The sequence below is a fragment of the Phocaeicola intestinalis genome (assembly GCF_014837065.1).
Classification (GTDB): Bacteria; Bacteroidota; Bacteroidia; order Bacteroidales; family Bacteroidaceae; genus Phocaeicola; species Phocaeicola intestinalis.
In genome coordinates this window covers 74,809-99,932 of the sequence record NZ_JACSPP010000004.1, presented here as the reverse complement: position 1 = coordinate 99,932, position 25,124 = coordinate 74,809, and the positions used below count along the sequence as shown (strand labels likewise).

The 25,124-nt window shown below is 43.3% G+C and carries 15 protein-coding genes; 10 read left to right on the top strand and 5 right to left on the bottom strand.

The genetic code is table 11. The features are described from left to right. Nucleotides 1-609: 609 nt before the first annotated feature. Nucleotides 610-1,767 carry a site-specific integrase gene (locus H9625_RS02300; protein ID WP_022039855.1) on the bottom strand — a complete coding sequence of 386 codons (1,158 nt, stop codon included), beginning with the start codon at nt 1,765-1,767 and terminating at the stop codon, nt 610-612. A 283-nt stretch (nt 1,768-2,050) separates the two neighbouring features. Between H9625_RS02300 and H9625_RS02295 the strand changes: the two genes are divergently transcribed. The 8 genes from H9625_RS02295 to H9625_RS02260 all read left to right on the top strand — a co-directional run bounded on the left by H9625_RS02295 (nt 2,051) and on the right by H9625_RS02260 (nt 15,896). Further along, nucleotides 2,051-5,221 (top strand): SusC/RagA family TonB-linked outer membrane protein, encoded by a 3,171-nt coding sequence (locus tag H9625_RS02295; protein WP_225226207.1) that lies wholly within the window; start codon nt 2,051-2,053, stop codon nt 5,219-5,221. A 24-nt stretch (nt 5,222-5,245) separates the two neighbouring features. Further along, on the top strand, nt 5,246-6,787 hold the full coding sequence (locus H9625_RS02290) for a RagB/SusD family nutrient uptake outer membrane protein (protein ID WP_191762877.1): 1,542 nt from the start codon (nt 5,246-5,248) through the stop codon (nt 6,785-6,787). Between the two features lie 30 nt (nt 6,788-6,817). After that, nucleotides 6,818-7,615, top strand: coding sequence for a hypothetical protein (locus H9625_RS02285; protein ID WP_191762876.1), 798 nt, complete (start codon nt 6,818-6,820; stop codon nt 7,613-7,615). Between the two features lie 832 nt (nt 7,616-8,447). Beyond that, nucleotides 8,448-9,575, top strand: a complete 1,128-nt coding sequence (locus H9625_RS02280) for an ATP-binding protein (protein WP_191762875.1) — start codon at nt 8,448-8,450, stop codon at nt 9,573-9,575. 151 nt (nt 9,576-9,726) lie between these two features. Beyond that, nucleotides 9,727-12,720 carry a SusC/RagA family TonB-linked outer membrane protein gene (locus H9625_RS02275; RefSeq protein WP_262892008.1) on the top strand — a complete coding sequence of 998 codons (2,994 nt, stop codon included), beginning with the start codon at nt 9,727-9,729 and terminating at the stop codon, nt 12,718-12,720. A gap of 27 nt (nt 12,721-12,747) precedes the next feature. Next, on the top strand, nt 12,748-14,406 hold the full coding sequence (locus H9625_RS02270; RefSeq protein ID WP_191762874.1) for a RagB/SusD family nutrient uptake outer membrane protein: 1,659 nt from the start codon (nt 12,748-12,750) through the stop codon (nt 14,404-14,406). Nucleotides 14,407-14,429: 23 nt separating this feature from the next. After that, on the top strand, nt 14,430-15,194 hold the full coding sequence (locus tag H9625_RS02265) for a hypothetical protein (RefSeq protein ID WP_191762873.1): 765 nt from the start codon (nt 14,430-14,432) through the stop codon (nt 15,192-15,194). A 237-nt stretch (nt 15,195-15,431) separates the two neighbouring features. After that, on the top strand, nt 15,432-15,896 hold the full coding sequence (locus H9625_RS02260) for a transposase family protein (RefSeq protein WP_191762872.1): 465 nt from the start codon (nt 15,432-15,434) through the stop codon (nt 15,894-15,896). A gap of 71 nt (nt 15,897-15,967) precedes the next feature. On the opposite strand, the gene H9625_RS02255 is transcribed toward H9625_RS02260, so the two are convergent. Further along, a complete protein-coding gene (locus H9625_RS02255) occupies nt 15,968-17,182 on the bottom strand; it encodes a transposase (RefSeq protein ID WP_191762871.1) in 1,215 nt (404 codons plus the stop codon). Nucleotides 17,183-17,402: 220 nt separating this feature from the next. Between H9625_RS02255 and folP the strand changes: the two genes are divergently transcribed. Continuing rightward, nucleotides 17,403-18,269 (top strand): dihydropteroate synthase, encoded by an 867-nt coding sequence (gene folP, locus H9625_RS02250; RefSeq protein ID WP_191762870.1) that lies wholly within the window; start codon nt 17,403-17,405, stop codon nt 18,267-18,269. A 12-nt stretch (nt 18,270-18,281) separates the two neighbouring features. Then, nucleotides 18,282-19,061 carry a diadenylate cyclase CdaA gene (gene cdaA, locus H9625_RS02245; protein ID WP_191762869.1) on the top strand — a complete coding sequence of 260 codons (780 nt, stop codon included), beginning with the start codon at nt 18,282-18,284 and terminating at the stop codon, nt 19,059-19,061. A gap of 129 nt (nt 19,062-19,190) precedes the next feature. Here the strand turns inward: cdaA and H9625_RS02240 are convergent, their stop codons facing one another. The 3 genes from H9625_RS02240 to H9625_RS02230 form a co-directional block, all read right to left on the bottom strand. Continuing rightward, on the bottom strand, nt 19,191-19,949 hold the full coding sequence (locus H9625_RS02240) for a glycerophosphodiester phosphodiesterase (RefSeq protein ID WP_191762868.1): 759 nt from the start codon (nt 19,947-19,949) through the stop codon (nt 19,191-19,193). A gap of 117 nt (nt 19,950-20,066) precedes the next feature. Beyond that, nucleotides 20,067-23,267 carry a TonB-dependent receptor gene (locus H9625_RS02235; RefSeq protein ID WP_191762867.1) on the bottom strand — a complete coding sequence of 1,067 codons (3,201 nt, stop codon included), beginning with the start codon at nt 23,265-23,267 and terminating at the stop codon, nt 20,067-20,069. A gap of 391 nt (nt 23,268-23,658) precedes the next feature. Continuing rightward, nucleotides 23,659-24,960, bottom strand: coding sequence for an O-acetylhomoserine aminocarboxypropyltransferase/cysteine synthase family protein (locus H9625_RS02230; protein WP_191762866.1), 1,302 nt, complete (start codon nt 24,958-24,960; stop codon nt 23,659-23,661). Nucleotides 24,961-25,124: the final 164 nt, after the last annotated feature.

The following is a 25,124-nucleotide window of genomic DNA, read 5'->3' as shown; positions in this document are numbered from 1 at the left end:
TGGTTTCTTTCAAAAAATGGTGTCGTGGTACGTATTAATGCGTTTCAACCGGAAGCTTTCTACCTGCTTTTTACTGAATAGCCATACCTTTTGATATAGAAGGAACGCTTAATACTCCAACTCGAATTGCCACAAAGGAACGACATGCATGTAGCCGATTTCTAGATGCATATTGTGCTACGGGCCTCTTGCAGGAAAAGATTATGTTTATCCATAAAGCATTCCTTTTCGGCAAAGATATGAATGTATGCAATAAATAAGCATGGATTAGGCGTATTTGCACTTTCGAAAGTGCAATTTAACGTACAAACAGCACTTCCCGATGAGCAAAATCATCCCCAGGCAAGTCTTCACGCATGGTTCGTCCTGCAGGCAGGGAGACATAGAGTTTTACGTTTCTACAACTTTTGCAATCCGATTCTGCCCGTGATAAGAATGACGTTTTGTCCATGCACTAGGCTTTTTCAAAACATGCATAAAGTCAGGTAAGCTTATGCAATGCAGTTTTACCGTAGTTTCAATGCACTGAAACTAAAGTTTCAGTGCATTGAAACTGCCGAAACAGTTAACTGCCTTGGCAAATCATTGTAGCTTTGTAGAAAAGCGACATTAGAACTTACATTTTTTCAGGTCATTTACTAACGTTTGCGAAAACACTTCACCGTAAATTTGCGTGGTTTTGATGCTGCGGTGCCCTAACAGTTTTTGCACCGTAGTCAGTTTTGCTCCATTATATATTAATAAGGTAGCATTGGTGTGCCGCGCCGAGTGGAAAGAGAAATGCTTGTCAATACCAGCCAGCTTGCCCAGCCTGACCAATTCCTTGTTAATGTCAGGGTTCGGGCGAAGACGGAAAAAGCACTCTTTGTCGGGGTATCGCTTTAATATCTTCAGAGCTTTCCCCTGAAACAAAAGATAAAGGGGGACTTGAGTTTCCGTTCCTGTCTTTTGCGACTTGAACGTCAGCCAGGCATGTTGCTTGTCTGGATAAACGATATTTTCCTCACGCAATTCTATAAAATCAGAATAACGGATGCCGGTGTAGCAACAAAACAGAAACGCATCCAGTGTGTGGCGCAATGCTTTTCCTGTCTGTCCGAGCGGCAGTTCTTCCAGTTTTCTCAGTTCTTCTGGAAGCAGGAATACATGTTTACTTTCAGTGGTCTTTATCCGGTATTTAATGAAAGGTGAAGCCGATGATAACATTACGCCTTGTCTGATGGCTTCATTGCAAAGCGTGCGTAAATGACGCATGTGTTTGGCAATTGTGTTTATCTTCAGTTTTTTCTTTTCCAGAAAATGTTCGAACTGGAGCAGCAGCGAATAATCCATCTCCGCAAAACATAGTGCCGGGCGGAATTCGTGTAAAAGAGCAAATGTAGTGCTCAAGTTGTTTTTTGTACTTTCTTTGCTTTTTGAGTGTTCTACCCATTTTCTACCGAATGCAAAAACATCTGTTCTTTCTTCTGCCTCATTGTCTGTTTTCAGCATTGACAAGGATATTTCTTTTCCTCGCTTCCACCCTTCCAATTCCGCATACTGGAGCTTTAGGAGAAACTCGTCAAGCATCCGGTTCAGCGCCTCTTCCTGCGGATGAAGTACAATCCTTGCTTTTTTGGCATCCCATTCTTCGGGACGTACATAAATGTGAGTGGAAAAATAGGCTTTCTGCTTTGTTAAATAAGCTTCCACTTGTATCAATGCCTTTCCGCTTGCATTGAGACGTTTTTTACGATTATAAACCAATCGGTAACTAATTTTTTTCATTTCACTACACTTTTTATCAGGAGTCTTAAAAACTATCACAAAGATGTCCTATACAAGGTTCTGAGCTTGTTTTTGGCTATTTTTTAAGCAAAGACAACACCGGAAATCCTGCATATTTGTTTGCTTTTTATACAGAATTTCAATCTTGAAGTGTTAAAAAGCGACGTATCTTTTGTATTTTGTTTCCAAAAGTATACAAGTTATTAGATTAATGATTACCTTTGCGGGCAAACTGAATTAGATAAAAGTGTTTATTTAAGGTTAAAATTAAGAGAGAATTTTTATGAAAAGAAAATTGATGCTGTTAATGACCTGCCTGATGATAGGCATTGGTCTGGTAAACGCGCAAGTTCGGAAAGTAACTGGTACGGTTACTTCAGCCGAGGACGGTTTACCTGTAGTGGGAGCATCTGTATTGGTTAAAGGTACTACAGTAGGTACAGTTACCGATATAGATGGTAATTTTACGATTAGTAATGTGCCGAGTTCGGCGGGAACTTTGGTGGTTTCTTTCATCGGCTTGCAGACGCAAGAACTTGATATTAAGCCGGTTATGAAGGTGGTTATGCGATCGGATACAGAAGTGCTGGATGAAGTGATGGTCGTTGCTTACGGTACGGCTAAGAAATCTTCGTTTACTGGTTCAGCCTCGGTTATCGGAGGTGATAAAATCGAATCTCGCCCTATTACTAATGTGACGAAGGCCTTGGAAGGACAGACTACAGGTGTGTTGACGACCTCTGGTTCAGGACAACCGGGCGAATCTGCCTCTATCGTAATCCGTGGTTATGGTTCTATCAATGCTTCACAAGACCCGTTGTATGTGGTGGATGGTGTTCCTTATGACGGTACACTTTCTTCTATCAATCCGTCGGATATCGAATCGATGACTATTCTGAAAGATGCTTCGGCCGGTGCCCTTTACGGTGCACGTGGTGCGAACGGTGTAGTCATGATTACGACAAAACAAGGTAAAGAAGGCAAGACTAACGTAACTTGGCGTTCTACCGCAGGTTGGTCTTCCCGTGCTATTCCTGAGTATGAAACAGTAAGCCAAAAAGATTTTGTTCAATTGAGTTATGAAGCAGCCCGTAACAGTTATGCGTTTGGCAATGGCTATTCATGGGAGCAGGCTGAGGCTATGGCTCGTGCTTCATTGGCTCGCAACTTGGGTGGTAGCGCCGGTGAGCTTTATAATCCGTTCAAGAATTATACATGGGATCAATTGATTGACCCTGCTACAGGTCAGGTACGTGCAGATGCTGTTTCTGCGTGGGACGAACGTTGGTTGGATGCTGTACAACATAACAGAGCTTTCCGTCACGAACATCAGCTTTCATTGAGCGGAGGTTCGGAAAGAACAAAATATATGTTCTCTTTAGGTTATGTAAATGAAGATGGAATTTTGACTAATACAGGTTTCCAACGTTATAACGGACGTGCTAGCATCACTTCAGATGTAACTGATTGGTTTAAAGCAAATATGAACGTGTCATTGACACATTCTATTATGAATTATAGCCAATATGAAGATACATCACAATCTAACGTATGGTATTCGGCTCAATTCATTTCTCCGTTGCTTCCTGTATATATAAAGGATGAGAACGGTAATAACTTGTTGGATGCAAACGGAAATCCTCAATTGGACTATGGTGAAAGCGGTCGTCCGGGTAGTTATGATGACTATAACCCATTAGGAGGTTTGATTGATGATAAATCATCAGTAAAAAATGATGTAGCCAGCTTGCGTACCGGCTTCACATTGGGTGGTGATAAAGATGAATTTGGTGTATTCAAAGGCTTGAAGTTCTCTGTTAACTTCGGTATGGACTATCGTAACCAGAACCAGATGGATTACATGAATATGTATCACGGTAATCAGGCTAACGCAGGCGGTTTGTTGCAGAAATACAGTGTCCGTATGCAAAGCTATACATTCAACCAGATTCTGACATGGAACCGTACATTCGGTTTGCATAACTTCGACATAATGGGTGGTCATGAGTTTTATGCTTACCAATATGAATACCTTTCAGCAGGAAGGACCGGTTTGGTAGATGGTATTTTGGAATTGCGTCCGGGTGCTGTATTGTATGACGCGGATTCATATACCAACAAATACCGCATCGAATCTTGGTTCGGCCGTTTCAATTACAACTTTGATGAGAAATATTACTTCTCTGCTTCGTTGCGTACGGATGGGTCTTCACGTTTCTATAAAGACAACCGTTGGGGTACTTTCTGGTCTGTAGGAGGTAACTGGCGTATATCGAAAGAAGCATTCATGCAAGACGTGAAATGGGTCAATAACTTGTCATTGAAAGTAAGTTATGGACAGCAAGGTAATGATAATATTTTGGACGCAAACGGTAACCCTAATTATTATCTGTGGCAAGGACTCTACGATTTGAGCTGGACTAATGAAAACAATCCGGGTGCAATGCCTTCATCATTGGAAAACAGATCGTTGACATGGGAAAAGAATGGCAACTTGAATGTCGGCATTGAAGCTTTGTTACTGGATCACCGTTTGAGCATTAACGCTGAATATTATAATAAGAAGACAACCGATATGTTGTTAAGCTACCCTATGGCTACTTCGACTGGTTATAATGGCTATAACGCCAATGTAGGAAGCATGCGTAACAGCGGTTTCGAATTTGAAATCAGAGGTACGCTTGTCAAGACAGAAGATCTGACCTGGAACTTGTCATGGATGGGCTCTACAGTAAAGAATAAAGTATTGGAACTGACCGGCGATTCTCCTGAAATCATCAGTGGTATCTACAGCATTAAAGAAGGCATGCCTATCAACACGTTCTATATGGCAAAAAGTGCTGGTGTAGACCCTGCGACCGGTGCACAGCTTTATTGGGTATATGATACGGATGAAAACGGCAATAAGATAGGTGAAGATTATATCACCAGTGATTACAGCAAAGCCAATAACAGCAAGTATTATTTGGGCAGCCGTATCCCCGATTTGTACGGTAGCATCAGTACCGACCTGACATGGAAAGGCATTGACCTGTCTATCTTGACCACTTATTCGATTGGCGGTAAGATTTACGATAGTCTGTATGCTGGTTCGATGAACAATATGTATTACAACAATACTTGGAACGTTCACGCATTACGCCGTTGGCAGAAACCGGGTGACATTACTGATGTGCCGCGTATTGAAATCGCCGGTTCATATGCGACCAATGACCGTTTTCTGGTAGACGCTTCTTATTTTGCCATTAAGAACATTACGTTGGGTTATACATTGCCGAAAGCATGGATGCAGAAAGCCCGTTTAGGTTCTGTACGCGTATTTGCTTCTGTGGATAACCTGGCATTGTTTACGCATCTGCAAGGTATGGATCCGCAATATAATTTCAGCGGTTCAACGAATTATGCTTACACTCCGAACAAGACTTGGTCGTTAGGTTTCGAAGTTAATTTCTAATCAATTTAAATTTTAAGAAAAGACATGAACAAAATATTCAATTATATAGTTGCAGGAGTCGTAGGATGCGCTATGTTTGCGGGTTGCTCGGACGATGCGCTGGAAACTGCGCCTACAGACTCTATGTCAAGTAGCGGAATCTCTGATAATGCGGGTACAGCCATTGTAGCTTTAAATGGTATGTATCGTTCTATGTATAATTCATGGTCGCCTCAAGGCAATACTCACCAAAGCTTTGGTATCAATTCGTATGTATTGATGGCGGATTTGATGGGTGAAGACATGATACAAGCCGCTATGGGTAGCGGATGGTTCTGGTACGATTGCCTGTATCAAGTGAAAGACAGGTACGCAAGTACGGCATGGCGTCCGTATGATATGTGGAACTGTTTCTATACATGGATTAATGGTGCCAATGAAATTTTGGCAGGTGACGGCAGTATGCAGGGAACAACGGAATTGGTAAATAATGTATTGGGTCAGGCATACGCCATCCGTGCATTCTCTTATTTTATGCTGGCTCAGAACTTCGCCCGTACATATAAAGGTCATGAAAGTGAACCTTGCTGCCCGATTTATACAGAGCCGTCTAATCCTGATACGAAAGGAAAGCCTCGTGCAACTGTACAGGAAGTTTATGACCAAATTTTGAGCGATATCAACCGCTCCATTGAATTGTTAGGACAAGGCTCTCGCCGCACACACATTTCGCACATTGACCAAAGTGTTGCATACGGCTGGTTAGCACGTATCGCTTTAACAATGGAAGAATGGAATACAGCATTCGATGCTGCGGTTGCAGCTATTGAAACAAGCGGTTGCCAAATTCAACCGGTTGACGCTTTTGCCGGATTGAATGATGTAAGCGCTGAAAATGTAATGTGGGGTGCGTCTATTCGTTCGGACCAGTCGACTATGTATGCCAGCTTCTTCAGCCACATGGATTATGATTTGGGCGCTTATGCAGCAACAGCACCGAAGCAAATCAGTAAAGATTTGTATGCTTTAATGAGCGCATCAGATTCACGCAGAAGCTGGTGGAACATGGAGCATCCTGCTAATACCGATGATAGCGGTTACACCCAGGAAAAATTCAAATCGTCGAATACACAGACATGGGAAGGTGACTATATTTGGATGCGTGTGGAAGAAATGCACCTAATTGCAGCAGAAGCAGCTTGCCGCCTGGGTAATGAAGATGCAGCACACACCTATTTGAGAAATTTGATGGGAAAACGTGATTTGACTTATCCTATTGATAGCCTTACAGGTACAGAATTGGGGGCAACTACATCAGACCGTACCGGTTCATTGCTGGAAGCTATCATCGACCAGCGCCGTATCGAATTGTGGGGTGAATACGGACGCGTTTGGGATATCCGCCGTCTGAAACAAGGCTTTGTGCGTACAACCGATATGGGTTGGCCTACTGATGCTTTGCTTACCGGACGTCCTACTACAAACCCAGAAAACTATATGTGGGTGATGACCATTCCACAGACTGAATTTGATGGTAACGCAAGTCTGAATCCGGCTACCGATCAAAATCCGTTAAGTGACGAATAATAGAAATTCTCAATCAATTAGAATAACAACATGAAATTAAAGAATTATTTTTTAGGGTTAAGTGTAGCAGTCATGGGACTGCTCACTTCCTGCAACCAAGATAATGAAGGTCCTGTTTACGAAGGGGCTACAATGGGCGTGACCTTTGCCATTAATTCGCAAAGTGTTTCGTTTCCAGCAACAGGTTATGAAGGTTTTGATGTAGAAGTAATCCGTGCGGTATCTGATGAAGCTGCAACTATTCCATTGAACGCTTCAATGTCAGACGGTAGTGTGGTGCCTTCTGAAATTCAGGTGCCTGCTAATGTCAATTTCGAAGCAGGTGAATTTACGGCAACCGTCCATGTTACGGTAGGCGACATTACTCCGGGTGAGAATTATCGTTTGGTATTAAGTTTAGGAGAAGAAACTGCTCCTGTAGATGCTATTTTGCAGAAAACCATTACCATTTATCGTGATTATACATATTCTTTAATCGGTACAGGTACCTATACATCTACTTTCTTTACCCTTGAAGATGGTAGCCCTCAATCATTCCCTGTTGAAGTGATGCAGGCCGACCAGAATCCAAGCTTGTATAAGGCTATTGCTGTATACGAAGAAGGTTATGACATCGTATTCCAGGTCGGTGCAGATGGTCGTACTGTATCAGTAGCCCGTCAGGCTGCTTGTAGCGATATAAACGGATATGGAACAGCTTATGTAGCAGGAAATGGAACTTTAGAAAACGGGGTTATTACTGTGACGTTGGAATTTTCCGTTAGTGCTGGAAGTTTTACTCCTCCGGCAATAGAAACTTTACAATTGCCTACAACTAGTGCAGAGTAATACATAAAAAAATATTTAAAATAAAAAAGATCACTTCAAATTGATCAGCACCCCAAAAGTTTAGCCTAACTTTTGGGGTGTATTTTTTAATATGCTTAGCGTGAGTATTGTTTAACGGATGTTCTATATTGTATATACTGTCTTTCTGAAAAGTCATTGAAAAATCCGAAGCCATCACTATCAAATCCGAATTATTGTATTTGCATCGATTTTATACCGAATTTGAAATGAACAGAAACATTATCAAATATATAAACGTATCTTGATACCCTTTTTTAAACTATTCTTTAAATGATTACAAACTTCGGTTATATATCAACAGGCAAAGAAACGATCATCTATTTCATTACGCTCATTCTTTATTACGTACCCTTATCGCAACAAACGCTTTAACGCACAGAAAGCAGTACTGATAGAAATTCCCCTTTTCGAGTCAAGTGGAGACGTTATATTTCCCGAATCTCCGCAGACAGATTAACACCAAATGGTTTTCACTTTCTCCACAGTTGTCCGATAGATTGCAATTCTTTTTCTCTACGCGTAAAGAAGGCTCTATCTACTACAGTCCCGAATATGTATTCTTCATATTGCGACATTTTTCACTAATGTAATCATTATCTTGCAATAAAGATACTTTCATTATCCAATAACATATTGGGTCGAAATATTCTGATAGAAAAAGCCTTTGCAAGGCTTTTCATCCGCTTTCTTCACTGCATGGTACAAAAGAATCCAATTATCTTATAAGATATTCGGATTACATTCCCAATTTATTGTAATAATTTTGGATTTCATCAAATAGATTGCTATTTTTGCAGAAAACATTCAGTCTATGATACATCGCATATTAGAAGAAAACATACGACCATTGCTCGATGGGAACAAAGCAATCATCATCATGGGAGCAAGACAGGTAGGCAAATCTACCTTGCTCAAACAACTGCTTGGTGAAAACAAAGATGTCTTATGGCTGAACGGAGACGACATTGATATACAGAACTTATTCCGGGAGATGTCTTCCACCCGTATGCGTGCTCTGCTTGGCAACAATAAATATCTTGTGATAGATGAGGCACAACGTATTCCGGACATCGGGCTTCGTATTAAACTTGTCACAGACCAGATACCTAACGTACAGGTCGTTGCGACAGGCAGTAGTTCTTTTGACCTTGCTTCGAAAGTAAACGAACCGTTGACCGGACGTAAGCGCGAGTTCAAAATGTTTCCTATGACATTTAAAGAGATGGCAGCACATACCAGCCTTTTAGATGAACTGCGCATGATTCCTCACCGTTTGGTTTACGGATATTATCCAGAAGCAGTGTACAATCCGGGGGATGAGAAAAATATATTGAAAGAACTGTCGGACAGTTATCTGTATAAGGACATTCTTTCACTCGACAATATCAATAAGCCGGATAGGCTGATGCGTTTGCTTAAGGCGCTTGCCTTGCAGATAGGCAGCCAGGTATCATACAATGAAATCGGAAGCATGATAGGCTTGGATTCGAAAACGGTAGAACGCTATGTGGACATACTCGAAAAGTCATTCATTGTATTCCGCCTAGGAAGTTTCTCGCGCAATCTCCGCAATGAATTAAAGGCAAGCCGTAAGATTTATTTTTGGGATCTTGGCATACGGAATGTCGTAATCGGGAATCTTGCCCAGATAGAAAACCGTACGGATACGGGAGAATTGTGGGAAAATTTTGCGATAGCTGAACGGTTGAAGCAAAATGCCTATCAAAACAGCTTTGCACAATCATGGTTCTGGCGTACCCAACAACAAAAAGAAATTGATTACATTGAAGAAGAAAACGGCATGATTAACGCATTTGAATTTAAATGGAATGAGCGCAAATCAAAAAATAAATGTCCGGAATCTTTCTCTACGGCATATCCTGATGCCCACTTCAAAATCATTACACCTAAAAACATAGAAGAGTTTCTGATGATATAGTCTCAAATATAATCAGGGGTTTCGGGTAACATTTGTGGTAGAAAATAAATCGAAAAAACTGTTTTATATTATCCTATAAGACTTATTTCTTAGAAGTAAGACAATTTTGGAAAGAATGGATAGTTGATTCATAATCAACCAATTACACATATTGTCAAGTTCGGCGGGAACTTTGGTAGTTTCTTTCATCGGCTTGCAGACGCAAGAGGTTAAGATTCAGCCGGTTATGAAAGTTGTGCTGAAGTCGGATGCAGAAGTGTTGGATGAGGTTTTGGTGGTGGCTTACGGTACTGCTAAGAAGTCGGCGTTTACGGGGTCGGCATCGACTATCAAGGCTGACAAGATAGAAGCACGTACTGTTTCCAACGTAACTAATGCTTTAGCAGGTCAAGTTGCCGGCGTACAAATTACACAGACCAATGGACAGCCTGGAACTTCAGCTTCTATTCGCATACGTGGTGTAGGCTCTATGTCTGCCAGTAATTCACCGCTGTATGTAGTAGATGGTGTTCCGTATGATGGAGAAATATCTGCGATTAATCCCCAAGACATTGAGTCTATGACCGTACTGAAAGACGCTGCCGCAAACGCTATTTATGGTGCGCGAGGTGCAAACGGTGTGGTTCTTATCACGACAAAACGTGGTGAAAGAGGAGAGGCTAAGGTGACATTTGATGCTAAATGGGGTTCAAACAAGCGTGGTGTGCCCAATTACGATGTGATGACTGACCCTGCCATGTATTATGAGACAGCTTATCGTGCTCTCTATAATTCGCAATTCTATAACGGGAAATCAGCTTCAGAGTCTTATGCCTATGCTGACCGAGTGTTATTGGATGCCAATAACGGTGGTTTAGGCTATTTGGTTTACACGGTACCAGAAGGCCAGAAACTGATAGGTACAAACTTCAAACTGAATCCGAATGCTACGTTAGGCTATTCGGACGGTAGTTATTATTATACACCGGATGACTGGTATGATGAGATTTTTGGAAAAGGGAACCTCCGTCAGGAATACAATGTGACGATTTCGGGTGCTTCGGATAAATTGAGTTATTATGTTTCAGCTGGTTATCTGGATGATAATGGTATCATTGATAATTCAGGGTTCGAACGTTTTTCCGGTCGTGCAAAAGCCGATTATCAGGCCAAACCGTGGCTGAAAGTCGGTACAAATATCGCTTATACTTATTATAATATAAAATCACCTTCAGGGCAGACATCTGATGATTGGGGAAGTACAGGAAACTTGTTTTATATTTCAAACCTGATAGCTCCTATTTATCCGATGTATGTGCGTAATGCAGATGGCAGTATCAAGGTAGATGACCGTGGAATGACTGTCTATGATTTTGGTTCCGGATCGACAAACTTTAATCGTCCAACCTTGATGGGTAACCCCGCCGGCACATTGTCACTGGACGACCAGAATACATACAGCGATATGCTTTCTACAAAATGGTATGCGACGATTACTCCTATTGAGGGATTGAGCATCACAGCGACTTTGGGAGCGAATGTATTAAACCAGCGCGCGAACGCTTTACAGAATCCATTTTATGGAAGTGGCGTAAGTGCTCAAGGTTATGTAAGCGTAGAACATCAACGTATTTTCGACATTAACCAACAGTATATGGCTACGTACAAAACGACATTTAACAATGTACACAATTTAGACCTGTTGGCTGGATTTGAATCTTATTCGCATAAGATCCAATACTTGGGTGGGTCCAATTCTATGCTTTACAATCCGTTTATAGGTGAATTGAATAATGCGATTAACACACCTCCTTCTGTCAGTTCTTATACCAACGAGTATGTGACAATGGGGTATCTGGCTCGTGCCCAATATGATTATGACGGCAAATACTTTGTATCAGCTTCTTATCGTCGTGATGCTTCTTCACGTTTCCATCCAGATCATCGTTGGGGTAACTTTGGAAGTGTGGGATTGGCATGGTTGATGTCAAAGGAAACCTTCATGGAAGATCTTACCTGGATTAATATGTTGAAACTGAAAGCAAGCTATGGTGTACAGGGAAATGATAATCTAGGAACTGGCTCTGCATATTATTATGCATATGCGGATCAGTTTACTGTAAATAACAGTAACGGTGATTATTCTGTCGTATTCGCTTATAAGGGAAACAAGGATTTGACTTGGGAGACCTCTCACGCTTTTAATGTAGGTTTTGATTTTGAATTGTTCGGCAGCCGTTTGAACGGTACTGTTGAATACTTCAGCCGTAAGACCTCAGACCTGTTGTACAACCAACCTGTACCCATTTCGTTTGGATATTCTACTGTGCCTAAGAATGTAGGTTCTATTATCAATAAAGGTATTGAACTGGATTTGAATGGCGTGCTCTATAGAAGCAAAAACATAGAATGGGGTGCAAACTTTAACCTGACTCATTATAAAAACAAGATTACAGACCTTGACCCGACAGTCAAAGAAAACGGAATCCGTTATTCCAATGCTATTTACCGCATCGGTGGATCTTTGTACAATGCTTATTTACCGGTATATGCGGGTGTAAATCCTGAGAATGGTTTACCACAATATTATGTAGATCCAGACAATGGTGATTATACGATTACCACAAACTACGAACTGGCGCAACAATCTGATTTGGGAAGTACGCTTGCCAAAGTATACGGTGGTTTCGGCACGACATTGAACGTATATGGATTTGATTTGGGAATTCAGTTGTCATATCAACTTGGAGGTAAAGTATACGACGGTACTTACGAAGCTTTGATGCAGACAGGAGACTTGATGGGTCAGAATTTCCACAAAGATGTATTGAACGCCTGGACTCCGGAAAACCCAAATACTGATATCCCTCGTATGTGTACTTCGGACATTTCCAGCCAGCGTATGTCTTCACGTTTCTTGGTAAGCTCTGATTATCTGAGCTTCAACAATGTAACGATAGGTTATACATTGCCTAAACGTTGGATAGCAAAACTGGGTATTTCAAATCTGAGACTCTATGTAACGGGTGATAATTTAGGTGTAATCACTTGCCGTAAAGGATTTGATCCGCGCCAGTACTTTGGTTTGGGAAGTTCTACAGGTAGTGGTAATTTTAGCTATTCTGCTTTACGTACTATTACAGGCGGTGTCACTCTTAACTTCTAAGTCACATTAAATTAGTACATAAGAATTATGAAAGCATATAACAAAATATTTTCAGCTGTTGCCGTGGGAAGCATGGCATTGGCTTCATGTACCGACCTTGATACAATACCTCAGAATGGTACATTTACAGAAGATCAGAAACAGGAAGTCGTGGAAATGCTTCCCGAACGTTTGGCTGCAGATGTCACTGGTATGTATGCTGCTAACTTGACTCAGTTTACAATATTTGGTTCCTCGCAAGGTCGTGGTGATGACTTCGGCTATCCTGCTGTAGCCCTCTCAAACGACTTGAACGGACCGGACATGGTAGCTCCTAACAATGGATACAACTGGTTCAGTACATGTAGCGAATATTCTGACCGCAGTGACACTTATGCCAATCCCTATATGCGTTGGGCATTGTTTTATAACCAGATAAAGATGGCAAATGACATTATCAATTCTATTCCGTCAGATACGGACGACCCTGTTTTAATTGCTTATCGTGGGCAAGCAAAAGCAGTTCGTGCATTTGACTATCTGAATCTTGCTCCTTATTTTCAGTTCAAATACAAAGGCAATGAAGATAAACCATGTATTCCTATTGTTACAGAACAAATGGATGCAGACCCCAATAATCCACGAGCTACAGTAGAGGAAGTTTATTTACAGATTATAAGCGACTTAGACGCAGCTATTGCCGATTTGGAAGGTTACGTACGCAACAACCACGGAGAAATAGATCAACAAGTAGCTTATGGTCTCCGTGCTCGTGCCAATCTGTACATGGAAAATTGGCAAGCAGCAGCCGATGATGCTGCTAAAGCTATGGCTGGTTACACACCTTATCAACGTACCGAACTGACTCAGCCGATGTTCGTATCTTCTGATGAAAGTGGAAACGGTTGGATTTGGGCTTTAGAGATTACAGAATCAGACTATAATGCCAGCAATAGTTTGATTTCATGGCCTGGTGTCCTTGGTTCATTCTGTGAAGGTTCTTACTCTGCAGGTGTAGGTATGTATAAATCCATCAATGTTTTGTTATTTGACATGATTCCGGATAGTGATGTTCGTAAAGGCTGGTGGGTAGACGAAAATTTGCATTCGTCCAATTTGACAGGACAAAGTTGGAGAGGTTTGGCTACAGGTGATGATATTGCCACATTGATCGTAGAGAATCAAGGAAAAGCCGAATTCTTGCCTTACACAAATGTGAAATTTGGAATGTATGGAGGACTTGGTAACAATGTGGCAGCGAATGATTGGCCATTGATGCGTGCAGAAGAAATGATTCTTATTCAAGCCGAAGCCACCGCCATGGCCGGAGGTGATGGCAAAAGTATTTTGGAGAATTTCATAAGAAACTATCGCGACCCTGAGTATACATGCCCTGTAAATAGCGGTACTGATTTTCAAGATGAAGTATGGTTTCAACGTCGCGTGGAATTGTGGGGTGAAGGTTTTTCGATGGCTGACATCATGCGTTTAGGTAAAAATATTGTTCGTGTAAAATCTGGTGTGACAAGCAATTTCCCTGAAGCCTACCAGTTCAACATTGCGGCTGATGATCCTTGGTTGTTAATGCGTATCCCACAAGACGAAACCAACTCAAATACCGGTATTCCTCCTACAGCGAACAATACCGGCGGTACCATGCCTATACAAGGCGATGGAATGGGATTAACAGATGGTGTAACAGATTAATCATTTAAATGTATAAATTGACTATGAAAGTAATAAATCAATTGTTCTTCTTGTCTTTGTTGATAGGAGCATTGGCATTTACAGCCTGCTCGGAAGATATTGAAAGAGAACCATCACCTGTGCCAACAGAAGGTGTTCAGGCTTATGTTTATGCAGAGTCCACTTCTTTGACTTTCGTGCCGACTGATGCCTTATCATTTACACTAAATGTAGCACGCCAGAACGCACAAGAAGCAGCAACAGTTCATTTACAAGCAGAAGGAGAAGGATTTACACTTCCTGAAACAGTAGATTTTGCTGCTGGAGAGAATGTAAAACAAGTATTGATTACGTTTGACATTCCTATTGGGACAACGAGTACTTTAAAAGTATCAGTACCGGAAGAAGAGTCTTACGTTTATGCAAATTCTGAAATAACATTCACTATTACGTTAGATTACACATGGGAAGATTATGGCACGGGAACTTATACTTCTATGTTGTTTGGACAAAGTTGGCCACAGCCGATTATGAAGGCTAAAGAAGCAAACGCATATAAGTTGCCAGATTGTATAACTGTCGGATATCCTATAACGTTTACGCTAAGTGATGACGGACAAGAGTTGGTAGCTTGGGATATTCAGGCAACCGGATATGAAGATTCAAGCTATGGCATGGTGTATTTCTTGCCTGAAAGTATGCAACGTGATGGCAATGTCCTGATTTTTGCTATGCAGGGTTTAGTTGTTTTGGATGGAGGTTATGGAATCTTATATAATGGCTTCAGTGAAACATTAGAACTTCCTTAACCGCTATAATGGATTATAAATGAATATATTCCTTTTTGTAAACTATACAGAAAATAAATCTTCGTTCAAAATACTTAGAAACTGCTTCGAATTTATCGTGTGCTGATTTGGGATGATTAGTACAACCGGTCGCGATAACGAAAAAGATAGCCGCCCCAAAACAGGACGGCTATTTTTTCATCAGCTTCCAATAGTCTGGAAACTACAAATAAGAAGATTATGATTTGAACATTACCGTTGATTCGTAAGCAAAAGGAGCGTTACAGCGGTAAGAAAAAGAGGCACACGGTCAAGAACGCCGTCATTGTAACGATGGCTTGTCTGGTCATATTTGTCAGTCAGACCGTTTCGGGCAAGACCCACGACAAGAAGATGGCTGACACAATGTATTCTTTTCCTGTGCCTTGCACCTTGTATCAAGATACGGGATACCAAGGCTATGAGCCTGAGGGGGTGGAAATCATACAGCCGGTCAAGAAGCCCAAAGGGAAAGAACTTTCCAGGCAGGACAAGGAATACAACAAGAAAGTTTCAGCCATCAGGGTGCGTATAGAACATGCCATAGGAAGCGCGAAAGTCATGCGCATCGTCAAAGACGAGTGCAGGCTCAGGGCAAACAACTTTGTAGAAAACATCTTTTCCACATGTATGGCACTGCATAATCTCAGAATTAAAATCAACCCTTGGAACTATCATAACTAATTTACATAAACTCTATTATATAATTAGGGCCTTTCTAAAAATAATAGTCCGTTAAAAATTCACCATATCGGCTAAGCGGCTTCTGCCACAAAGCCAAAGAGTTCTTTGATAAGTTTAGCATTAAAAGTTCTGTTCGGTTTCAGACCGGACTTGCTAAAAATTCTTTTGAGCATGTAAATATTACTCAGATAGGCCTTTAGCAGTCCGATGGAAAGCGAGGGATAGTATCGTTGGCGCATGACCTTTGCGATGTTTACCGATGCCAGTGAAGCATTGAAAGCGAAGTCAAGTTTCCTCAAGTCTCTTGACTGACAATCGTTGAGTCCGGTAAACTGCTTGGAATCCCGAAAGCAAAACTCGATCTGGAATCGTGTACGGTAGTATTCGATGATGTCTTTGGCCGACATGTCAAGATCGGTGGAGAAATAAATTTTATGTCCTCCTGATCCCGGATAATGAACCACGACTTTGATGTTGCGTTTCATCGCCTTTGAATAGGCTTTGACTGAGTAAGCCTTTCCTCCTTCAATGTCGAGAATCTCGCAACGCTGAAGGTCGAGTTTCTCAAAAACAATCTTCTCGCCTTTGATGCGCGGCCGTCCCCGTTTGCCAGTGCGGACACCGTCATGTGCATACCACAAGGCGGCATCGTCACGCAGGCGGCTGATGACATGGAATCCCAGCAGGCAGGCTTCACCCACGAACTTCGCCTTTGAGAACCATGCGTCTGCAACGACATAACGTGTTATGCGAAGCAGCTTATCCTTGTGTTTGCGGAGCACGTCAAGATACCAGTCCACAAGGTTGTAATCTTCGCCCTGCTTTTCCAGATACGCTTTGTCCGGTGTCTGTTCCGCACGTAGCATCATGCAGTCCCGGCAGTCAATGTCGATAATGCCGATACCGAGAATTTCCAATCCCCGTTTCATCGCAGAAGCGCATCCCGACCAGAACTTGCCGATATAAGGAGTCTTCTTTCCCGACTTTGAAATGTAGCTTGCGTCTATGGCAATGGCTTTCCTGGAACTTTCTCCAAACCGCTGCCGCATAAGGAAGAGATTGAACTGCATCCAGTCAAACTTACGTTCGAACAACTGCCGGAAGCGTTGTTCCGAGCTGTCCGAGTAACGGCCCATTTGGGTGAAATTTATCTTTCTTGGCAGTACCATATACAAAATCATGAGTTGGATGAATGCTGTTTTAAAACTTTTGCGTAACTTTACCGAGCAATTTTTCAAAGCATCGGTTACGATTCCCTCATATTGGTCAAGTACTGTTTTGTTCATTGCTTTAATGTGTGGTTGGATACCATTAAAGGTAATGAAAATCAGCCACTTGACCTATTTTGTTCTGCTAAACTTTATTAATTAACTTGTTTGTTATCAACGGATTAGATATCAATTTAACGAAGTATTATAAAAAAAGCCCTTGAAAAAATCCGAAGCCATCACTATTAAATCCAAATTATTGTGTGTACATTTGCATCGATTTTATACCGAGTTTGAAATGGACAGAAACATCATCAAATATATAAACGTAAACGGTCAACTGATGGACTTGTCGCATCCGCAAGTAATGGGCATATTGAATGTAACACCCGATTCTTTTTTTGCTGGAAGCCGCAAGCAGAATGAAACGGATATAGCTGTGCGTGTGCATCAGATAGTGGATGAAGGCGGAAGCATAATTGATATCGGCGCATATTCTTCACGTCCGAATGCCGAGGATGTCAGTCCCGAAGAAGAAATGAGACGGCTGCGTTTCGGGCTTTCCGTTATCCGGCGTGAACTGCCCGAAGCTGTGGTTTCTGTAGATACGTTTCGTGCTGATGTCGCGCGGATGTGTGTGGAGGAATATGGTGTGTCCATCATTAACGATATTTCTGCCGGTATGATGGATGCTGATATGTTTCCTACAGTTGCCCGCTTAGGTATACCTTATATTATTATGCACATGCAGGGCACACCGCAAACCATGCAGACTCATCCGCATTACGACAATGTAGTGAAGGACGTGATGTATTACTTTTCTGAAAAAGTGCAACGATTGCGTGATTTAGGGGTGAAAGATATCATTCTCGATCCGGGATTCGGATTTGGGAAGACATTGACACATAATTATGCATTACTCAGCCAATTGGAGGAATTCAGCATTTTCGAGTTGCCCATATTGGTGGGAGTCTCACGCAAATCTATGATATACAGACTGCTGGGAGGAGGACCGGAGGATGCACTGAATGGTACGACTGCCATCAATGCCATTGCTTTGACAAAAGGTGCCGACATTCTGCGTGTGCACGATGTAAAAGCTGCCGTTGAAGTTGTGAAAATTGTTTCTGCCATGCAACACCCCACTTTCATCACTCCATCTTAACCAGTTATTGCCATGCCTTTCAGTTTTACCATCCTAACCATTAAAGATGTCATTGACATCCTGCTTGTAGCTTTTTTGCTTTACAAGACTTACAAATTGATGAAGTCGTCAGGCTCTATCAATGTGTTTACCGGTATTCTGGTGTTTATCGTGATTTGGGTCATCGTGTCGCAAGTGTTACAGATGCGTCTGCTTGGTTCTATCTTTGATAAACTGGTCAGTGTGGGAGTGATTGCCATCATTGTCCTGTTTCAAGATGAAATTCGTCACTTCCTGCTTTCATTAGGTTCTCGTCACAGTACGAATAGTCTGCTCCGTTTTTTCAAAGGCAAGCAGAAAAGCGATAGAGGAAAGGAAGACATCATGCCCATTGTCATGGCGTGTCTTAATATGAGCAAAGGGAAGGTAGGTGCCCTTATTGTGATGGAACGTGACTTTCCGTTAGACGATATCGCCCGAACAGGTGATATCATTGATGCCAGTATCAATCAACGGCTGATAGAAAATATTTTCTTCAAGAATAGTCCTTTACACGACGGAGCTATGATTATCAGCCACAAACGTATTGAGGCTGCCGGTTGTATCCTGCCCGTATCGCATAATCTGAACATACCGAAAGAACTTGGGTTAAGACACCGTGCTGCTTTGGGTATCTCGCAGGAAACCGATGCCATGGCTATCATTGTGTCGGAAGAGACGGGAGGAATTTCCATCGCTTATCAAGGGGAGTTTCATTTGCGCCTCAGCGCAGAGGAACTGGAACGGATGCTTACGGAGGCAACAATGCAATGACGGGCGACCTAATCTCGTTCCTGCATTGGCGGAATGCGGAATTCATAAAAAAAGTGTCAGATGCATGTTGCGAAGATACACAACTTATGCATGTCTGACACGGTGCTGTGGAGAAGATAATGGATTATCTTATTTAACGAGTTCTTTCGCTTCCAGCGGTTGGTCGGTGGTGAGGTAGTCCACTTTCAAGTCGATAAGTTTCTGCATATCGGCCGTTTCGTCCACCGTCCATGCGTTGACCTTCATGCCCAGGTCGTGCGCTTCCTTCACCCATTCGGGGTGCTTGTCGAATACCTTATAATAATAGTCGATGCCGGTCATGCCTTTCGCCTTGATGTCTTTGGGGGCGATGTCGCTTTTCAGGTAGGCGATTTCCGAGCCCGGAGTCAGTTTGACCAGCTGTTCGCATACATGCATGCTGAATGAAATGTATTCCACTTGTTTTTCCATTCCCATTTCTTTCACCATTTTGACGCAATCGGCAGAAATCCGATTTTCTTGTGCTTCTGTCTTATGAGGTTTTATTTCGAGGATGAGTTGGATGTCGGGCAATTGCTTGCCGGCTTTCAGGTAGTCTTCCAGCGTGGGAAGAGTTTCGCCGTTCTTCAGTTTCAGGTCTTTCAGTGTGGCATAGTCGGTTTCGGCAATCGTATAACCTCCGATGGTGTCATCATGATTCACAACAACGATGCCGTCTTTGGTCAGTTGCACGTCGAATTCTGAACCGTATACTTGGGCTTCAGCGGCTTTCTTCAGTGCTGTGATAGAGTTTTGTGCAGAGCCTTCTGTCTTCCAGAATCCGCGGTGTGCGATGACCTGGGTCTGTGCTTGTGCCGCCAATGCGAAAAATGCGCAGGCGCAAGCGAGGAAAAGTTTTTTTGTTTTCATGTTTGTTTATTGTTTTATTGTTAGGTGACTAGGTGTTAGGTGACTAGGTACTAGGTACCATTGTCACGACTATTTAAGCCTAGTCACCTGGTACCTGATACCTAGTCAACTCTTAAATCAGAATGCGTATCTCAAGCCTATCTGGAACTGGTACGGTGTACCGTTCAGGCTCGACACGCCGGTGTTCGGGTTCACGTTATATACAAACTGTTTGGTATCTTGGTCGAAGCTCTTGATGGTGTAGATGTTCTGCTTGCCCAAGGTGTGTCCGGCACCCCAGTCTTTGTTCAGCAGGTTTGCCACGTTGAAGATGTCGACCGACAATTCCAGGCTATGTTTCTTGTATAGGTTGAACTTTTTAGCCAAACGCAGGTCGAGTGTACCGTAGAATCCGTTTACGCCACCGTTGCGTTCTGCCACCTTACCGAAGCTCTTACGGATGTAGTCTTTGGTGCTTTGCTCTACTTCCGGATTGTTCAAGATGTCATTGATGCCGTCGCGCAAGTATTGTGGGGTGGCAGGGTCGTTCGGGTCGTAAATGTAAGCCAAATCATTCGAATTTACAAAGTCTCCGTTCAGGTTTCCGTTTACTGCAAGCGAATAACGTGTTCCGCCGATGCCCGAGAAGCGTGCGCCGATGCTGATGCCCCAGAAAGTGGGAGCTGTTCCGTAAACCACTACTTTGTGGCGGAACTGGTTGTTGGAGTAAGTCATTTTGCTCAAGTCGCGTGGGTCGTCTACCACCATTTGCGAGAGGGTTGCCGAGTTTGCCACGTTTCCGTTGTACGAGGTATTGTCTTTTGTATCGTTCCAGGTATAACTTACCGAAAGCTGTCCATCCTTGAAGTATCTCCACGTTCCTTCTACTACGAAAGCGAACTGGTTGACTTTGCCTTCGCTCACCATTTCCAGCACGCGACCCACATTTTTGGTCTTACGACCTTCTCTCCAATCTATTGTTCCGTATTCGGAATTAATGGTTTCCGCTGGTACGTAAACGCCTCGGTTGCCTTCGGCCGCAAGGCGGAAGTAAGGCTGGTCTACCATGTTGCGGTCTACGTACATGTAGTTGTTTCGTCCCAAAGTCATATATCCGCCTACGGTCACTTTCAAGCGGTCGTTGAAGAAATGGGTGTACGAGAGGTTCGCCTTGTAGATGACCGGTACCTTGCAATCTGCCCCGTTCAGGTTAATGGTAGAGAGCTTTTCTACATTCGGATTGTTGAATAGTTCAGCTCCGGGAGCCGTCGACGGGTCTTGGCGATAGGCAGGGAAGTCGGGACGCAGCAGGTTAAGCAATTCATTATAGTTGGCGTTTCTTGGGTTGAGTGTCACATCGATAGAAGCCGTACGGGTTCCGTCGAATACCATGTTGTTGATCATCGCATAGTTGTTGATGTCCGAGGCGAAGATACCGCCGCCCAAACGGATGATGTCGCGGTGCTTGTCATTGATGTCCCAGGTGATTTGTACACGGGGCTGTACTTGGAAGGTAGAGAGACCGTTGTCGGTGCGTAAGCCTAATTCATCGTACACGGTCTGGTTGAACGTTCCTTTATTGAAATAGGTAGCGTTGTCCAAGCGGAGTCCGGCTATCAGCTCGAAACCGGGGAACAGCTTGGTCTGCAATTGCGCGTAAGCACCGGCGTTCATGATGTTCTGCTTCACGCGATCGTCCGCCGTAAGGTAGAGTTCGCGCACATAGCGGGTCGGAATCAGGTTCTCGAAGTTGTCCAATCCGTCGAAGTAAAAACGTCCGTTGGTCTCGCTTCCGTAGCGTGAGTTCATGTGGGTGTACATCAGGTCGATGCCGAAGGTATAATTGATTCGTTTTGTGTTGTAATAGAAGTTGTCCACAACTTGCAACACATGGTTGTAGAAGTTTTCGGGACAATAGCGTTGTCCTCCTAACTGGATGTCTGTATCTACCGTCCTGTCGTTTACGGTAGAAGTTACATTACTTACAATGGCACGTGGGATGTTGGCGGAAGGAAGTTCATCGCCCGGCATGGATTTCTCCAATGTATAAAGGTGTTGCACCTTCAATTCGTTCGTTCCGCGCGGACCTACTACCGAACGCAGCGTTGCCATGGCACTGTTGTTCAGCGAGTGTACATCGCCGTAAGTTTCATACAGGTTTATGGTGGTGTTGTCGCTCAGTCCCAGGTTGTTCATGTCATTTACGAAGTTGTCGGTGAAGGTCAAGAGGTTGGTGGCGTTAATCTGCCAGTCTATACGGGCAAATACGGCATCGGTACTTTGCTTCTTATCGAAAGCTCCGAATTGCGGATTGTTCGACACGCCGTATTTGTCGCGTGCGATTTGCAGGAAACGGTCGCGCGTCTCCAAGCTGAGGTTATAGCGTTGTTCGTCGGTAGCGTTTTGGATATCGGCGATATAGAGTGGGCGAGAGTCTGCCTGATGGTCCCACGTAATGAAGAAGTGGGCACGGTCTTTCACAATAGCTCCTCCCAGCGAGGCACCGAACTGGTAGGTGGAGAAGTCGTTGCTCCGCTTGTTGCCACGGATGTCATACGGGCTGGAGAGCCAGTTGGCACGTCCGTATACGAACGCACTACCGGTCAAGGTATTCGTACCCGACTTGGTTACAGTGCTTACCGTACCTCCTCCGGCACGTCCGTTAGTCACATCGTATTGGTTGGTCACTACCTTAAACTCACGGATAGCCTCCATGGAGATGGCGTAAGGCACTCCGTTACGGCTTGTCGTACTACCTCCCGAAGTCGGATTCTTTGCCGTCATACCATCGATGGTATAGTTGGTAGAAGAAGCCAACTGGCCCGAAAGGCTGGAGCCGGTGCTGAGCGGGGATAGGTCGACCAGCGAAGTAAAGTTACGTCCGTTTACCGGAAGTTTTTCCAGGTCTTGTTCGGTGACTGAAGTTGCCGAACCGGTAGTGGCAATGGTATTTTTTAATGAGTTGGCAACCACCTCCACGGCTTCCATGGTAATGGATTCTTCTTTCATCTGGAAATCGATACGCACTTGGTCGCCTTGGTTCAGCGTATATCCGCTTTTCGTCTGGTCACCATATCCGATGTAGGACACCTTAATTGTGTACGGACCTCCCAACGGAAGCTGCTTGATGGTATATTCACCATTCTCGTTCGTGATAGAGCCTGTGCTGAAGCCTGTTGACTCGTTTCTTACTTGCACAGTGGCACCGATGACTCCCAGATTGGTTTCGTCGGTCACAATACCCGTAATAACGGCACGGTCATCTTGGGCAAACAAGTATCCCGGCAGGATGAGCAGGATACAGAGAAGCAATAACGCTTGCTTGATTTTTGTTGTCATAATCTTTAGTTAAGTGTTTGTTAAATTGATGCAACAAAAGTAAAGCAGGCGTATTACATCTCCATGACCGATGTGTAAAGAAACCGTGTGATTTGTGTTACGTGGATATTACATGGTACGAAAAGAAATTTGCCAAAAGACACTCTCAAACGAACATAAGTGATAAGACCGACTTACTTATGTGGGATGACTGAGTTACTTATGTGAGATTGCCAATTCACTTATGTTCATCAAAAAGCATGCTTGAGTGCTGTCTGTCTTTAAAGTATAAAAGCCAATGCTATATAGCTGCATCGTTTGTAAGATTAATAATCTTACAAACAACGCAGCCATGTGCACGAATTAATGCTGCGAGAAGTATAATAGCTATTCTATCATGTAATGTTTTCTATTAATCGGGTATATTGCAAGCTTCAAATGCTTGTGCCAGATCTTCCAACAGGTCATCAATATGCTCAGTACCGATGGAAAGCCGGATGGTAGCTGGCGTGATGTGTTGCGTTTTCAGCTCTTCAGGCGAAAGCTGCGAATGGGTGGTAGTGGCAGGATGAATCACCAGGCTTTTCACATCCGCTACATTTGCCAAAAGTGAAAAGATTTTCAGTGAATCGATGAAACGCCATGCTTCATTTTGTCCGCCTTTTATCTCGAAAGTAAAGATACTTCCACCACCTTGTGGAAAATAGCGAAGATACAGTGCATGGTTGGGATGTGAAGGTAGGGAAGGGTGATTGACTTTTGCCACCATAGGGTGTGTTACAAGGTATTTTACTACTTTTAGGGCATTGGTCACATGACGCTCTACGCGCAGTGACAAGGTTTCAAGTCCCTGCAACAGCAGGAAAGCATTGAAAGGTGAGATGGTTGCTCCCGTATCTCGGAGCAGGACAGCCCGAATGCGGGTGATAAATGCTGCTTCTTTTGCCACATCGGTAAAAATGTTTCCGTGATAGTTCGGGTCGGGAAGAGTCATTGTAGGAAAGCGGTTCGGATAGGCTTTCCAGTCGAAACGTCCGCTGTCTACAATGATTCCGCCCAGCGAAGTACCATGGCCACCGATAAACTTGGTAGCGGAGTGAACCACTATGTCTGCTCCATGCTCGATGGGACGGATAAGAAAAGGAGTACCAAAGGTATTATCTACAATCAAAGGTATTCCGTGACGGTGTGCTACTTCTGCCACAGCTTCTATGTGGGTAATATCCGAATGAGGATTGCCGAATGTTTCTGCATACACCGCTTTTGTTTCGGGACGAATGGCAGCTTCCAGCGCATGCAGGTCGTTGATGCGGACAATGGTATGTGTAATTCCCTGTTCAGCAAGCGTGTGTGTAATCAGGTTGTACGAGCCTCCATAGAGGTTATCGGCTGCTACCAAATGGTCGCCTGCATGTAAAATGTTCTGCAAGGCGTAAGTTACTGCTGCAGCTCCAGAGGCTACAGCCAAAGCTGCCACTCCTCCTTCAAGGGTAGCCATGCGTTCTTCCAATACTCGCTGGGTGTCGTTGGTGAGGCGTCCGTAGATATTTCCGGCATCGCGCAAAGCGAAGCGGTCTGCAGCATGTCTGCAATCGTGGAACACATACGAAGCGGTCTGGTAAATGGGAACGGCACGTGCACCAGTTGTGGGATCGGGCAATTCTTGTCCGGCATGCAATTGCAACGTTTCGAAATGAAGTTTAGTCTTGTCCATTGTTTTTTTATAAAGATTATTGACTGAAGAAACTGTTTTGAATTTCTTCTAAATATTTTCTGCAAAATAAGTAATTCTGGAAATAACAATCAATGTTTGTCCTTTATTTGGAAAATCTATCTATATTTGTATCCTAAAATAGAATAACTGCACAATGTAATATT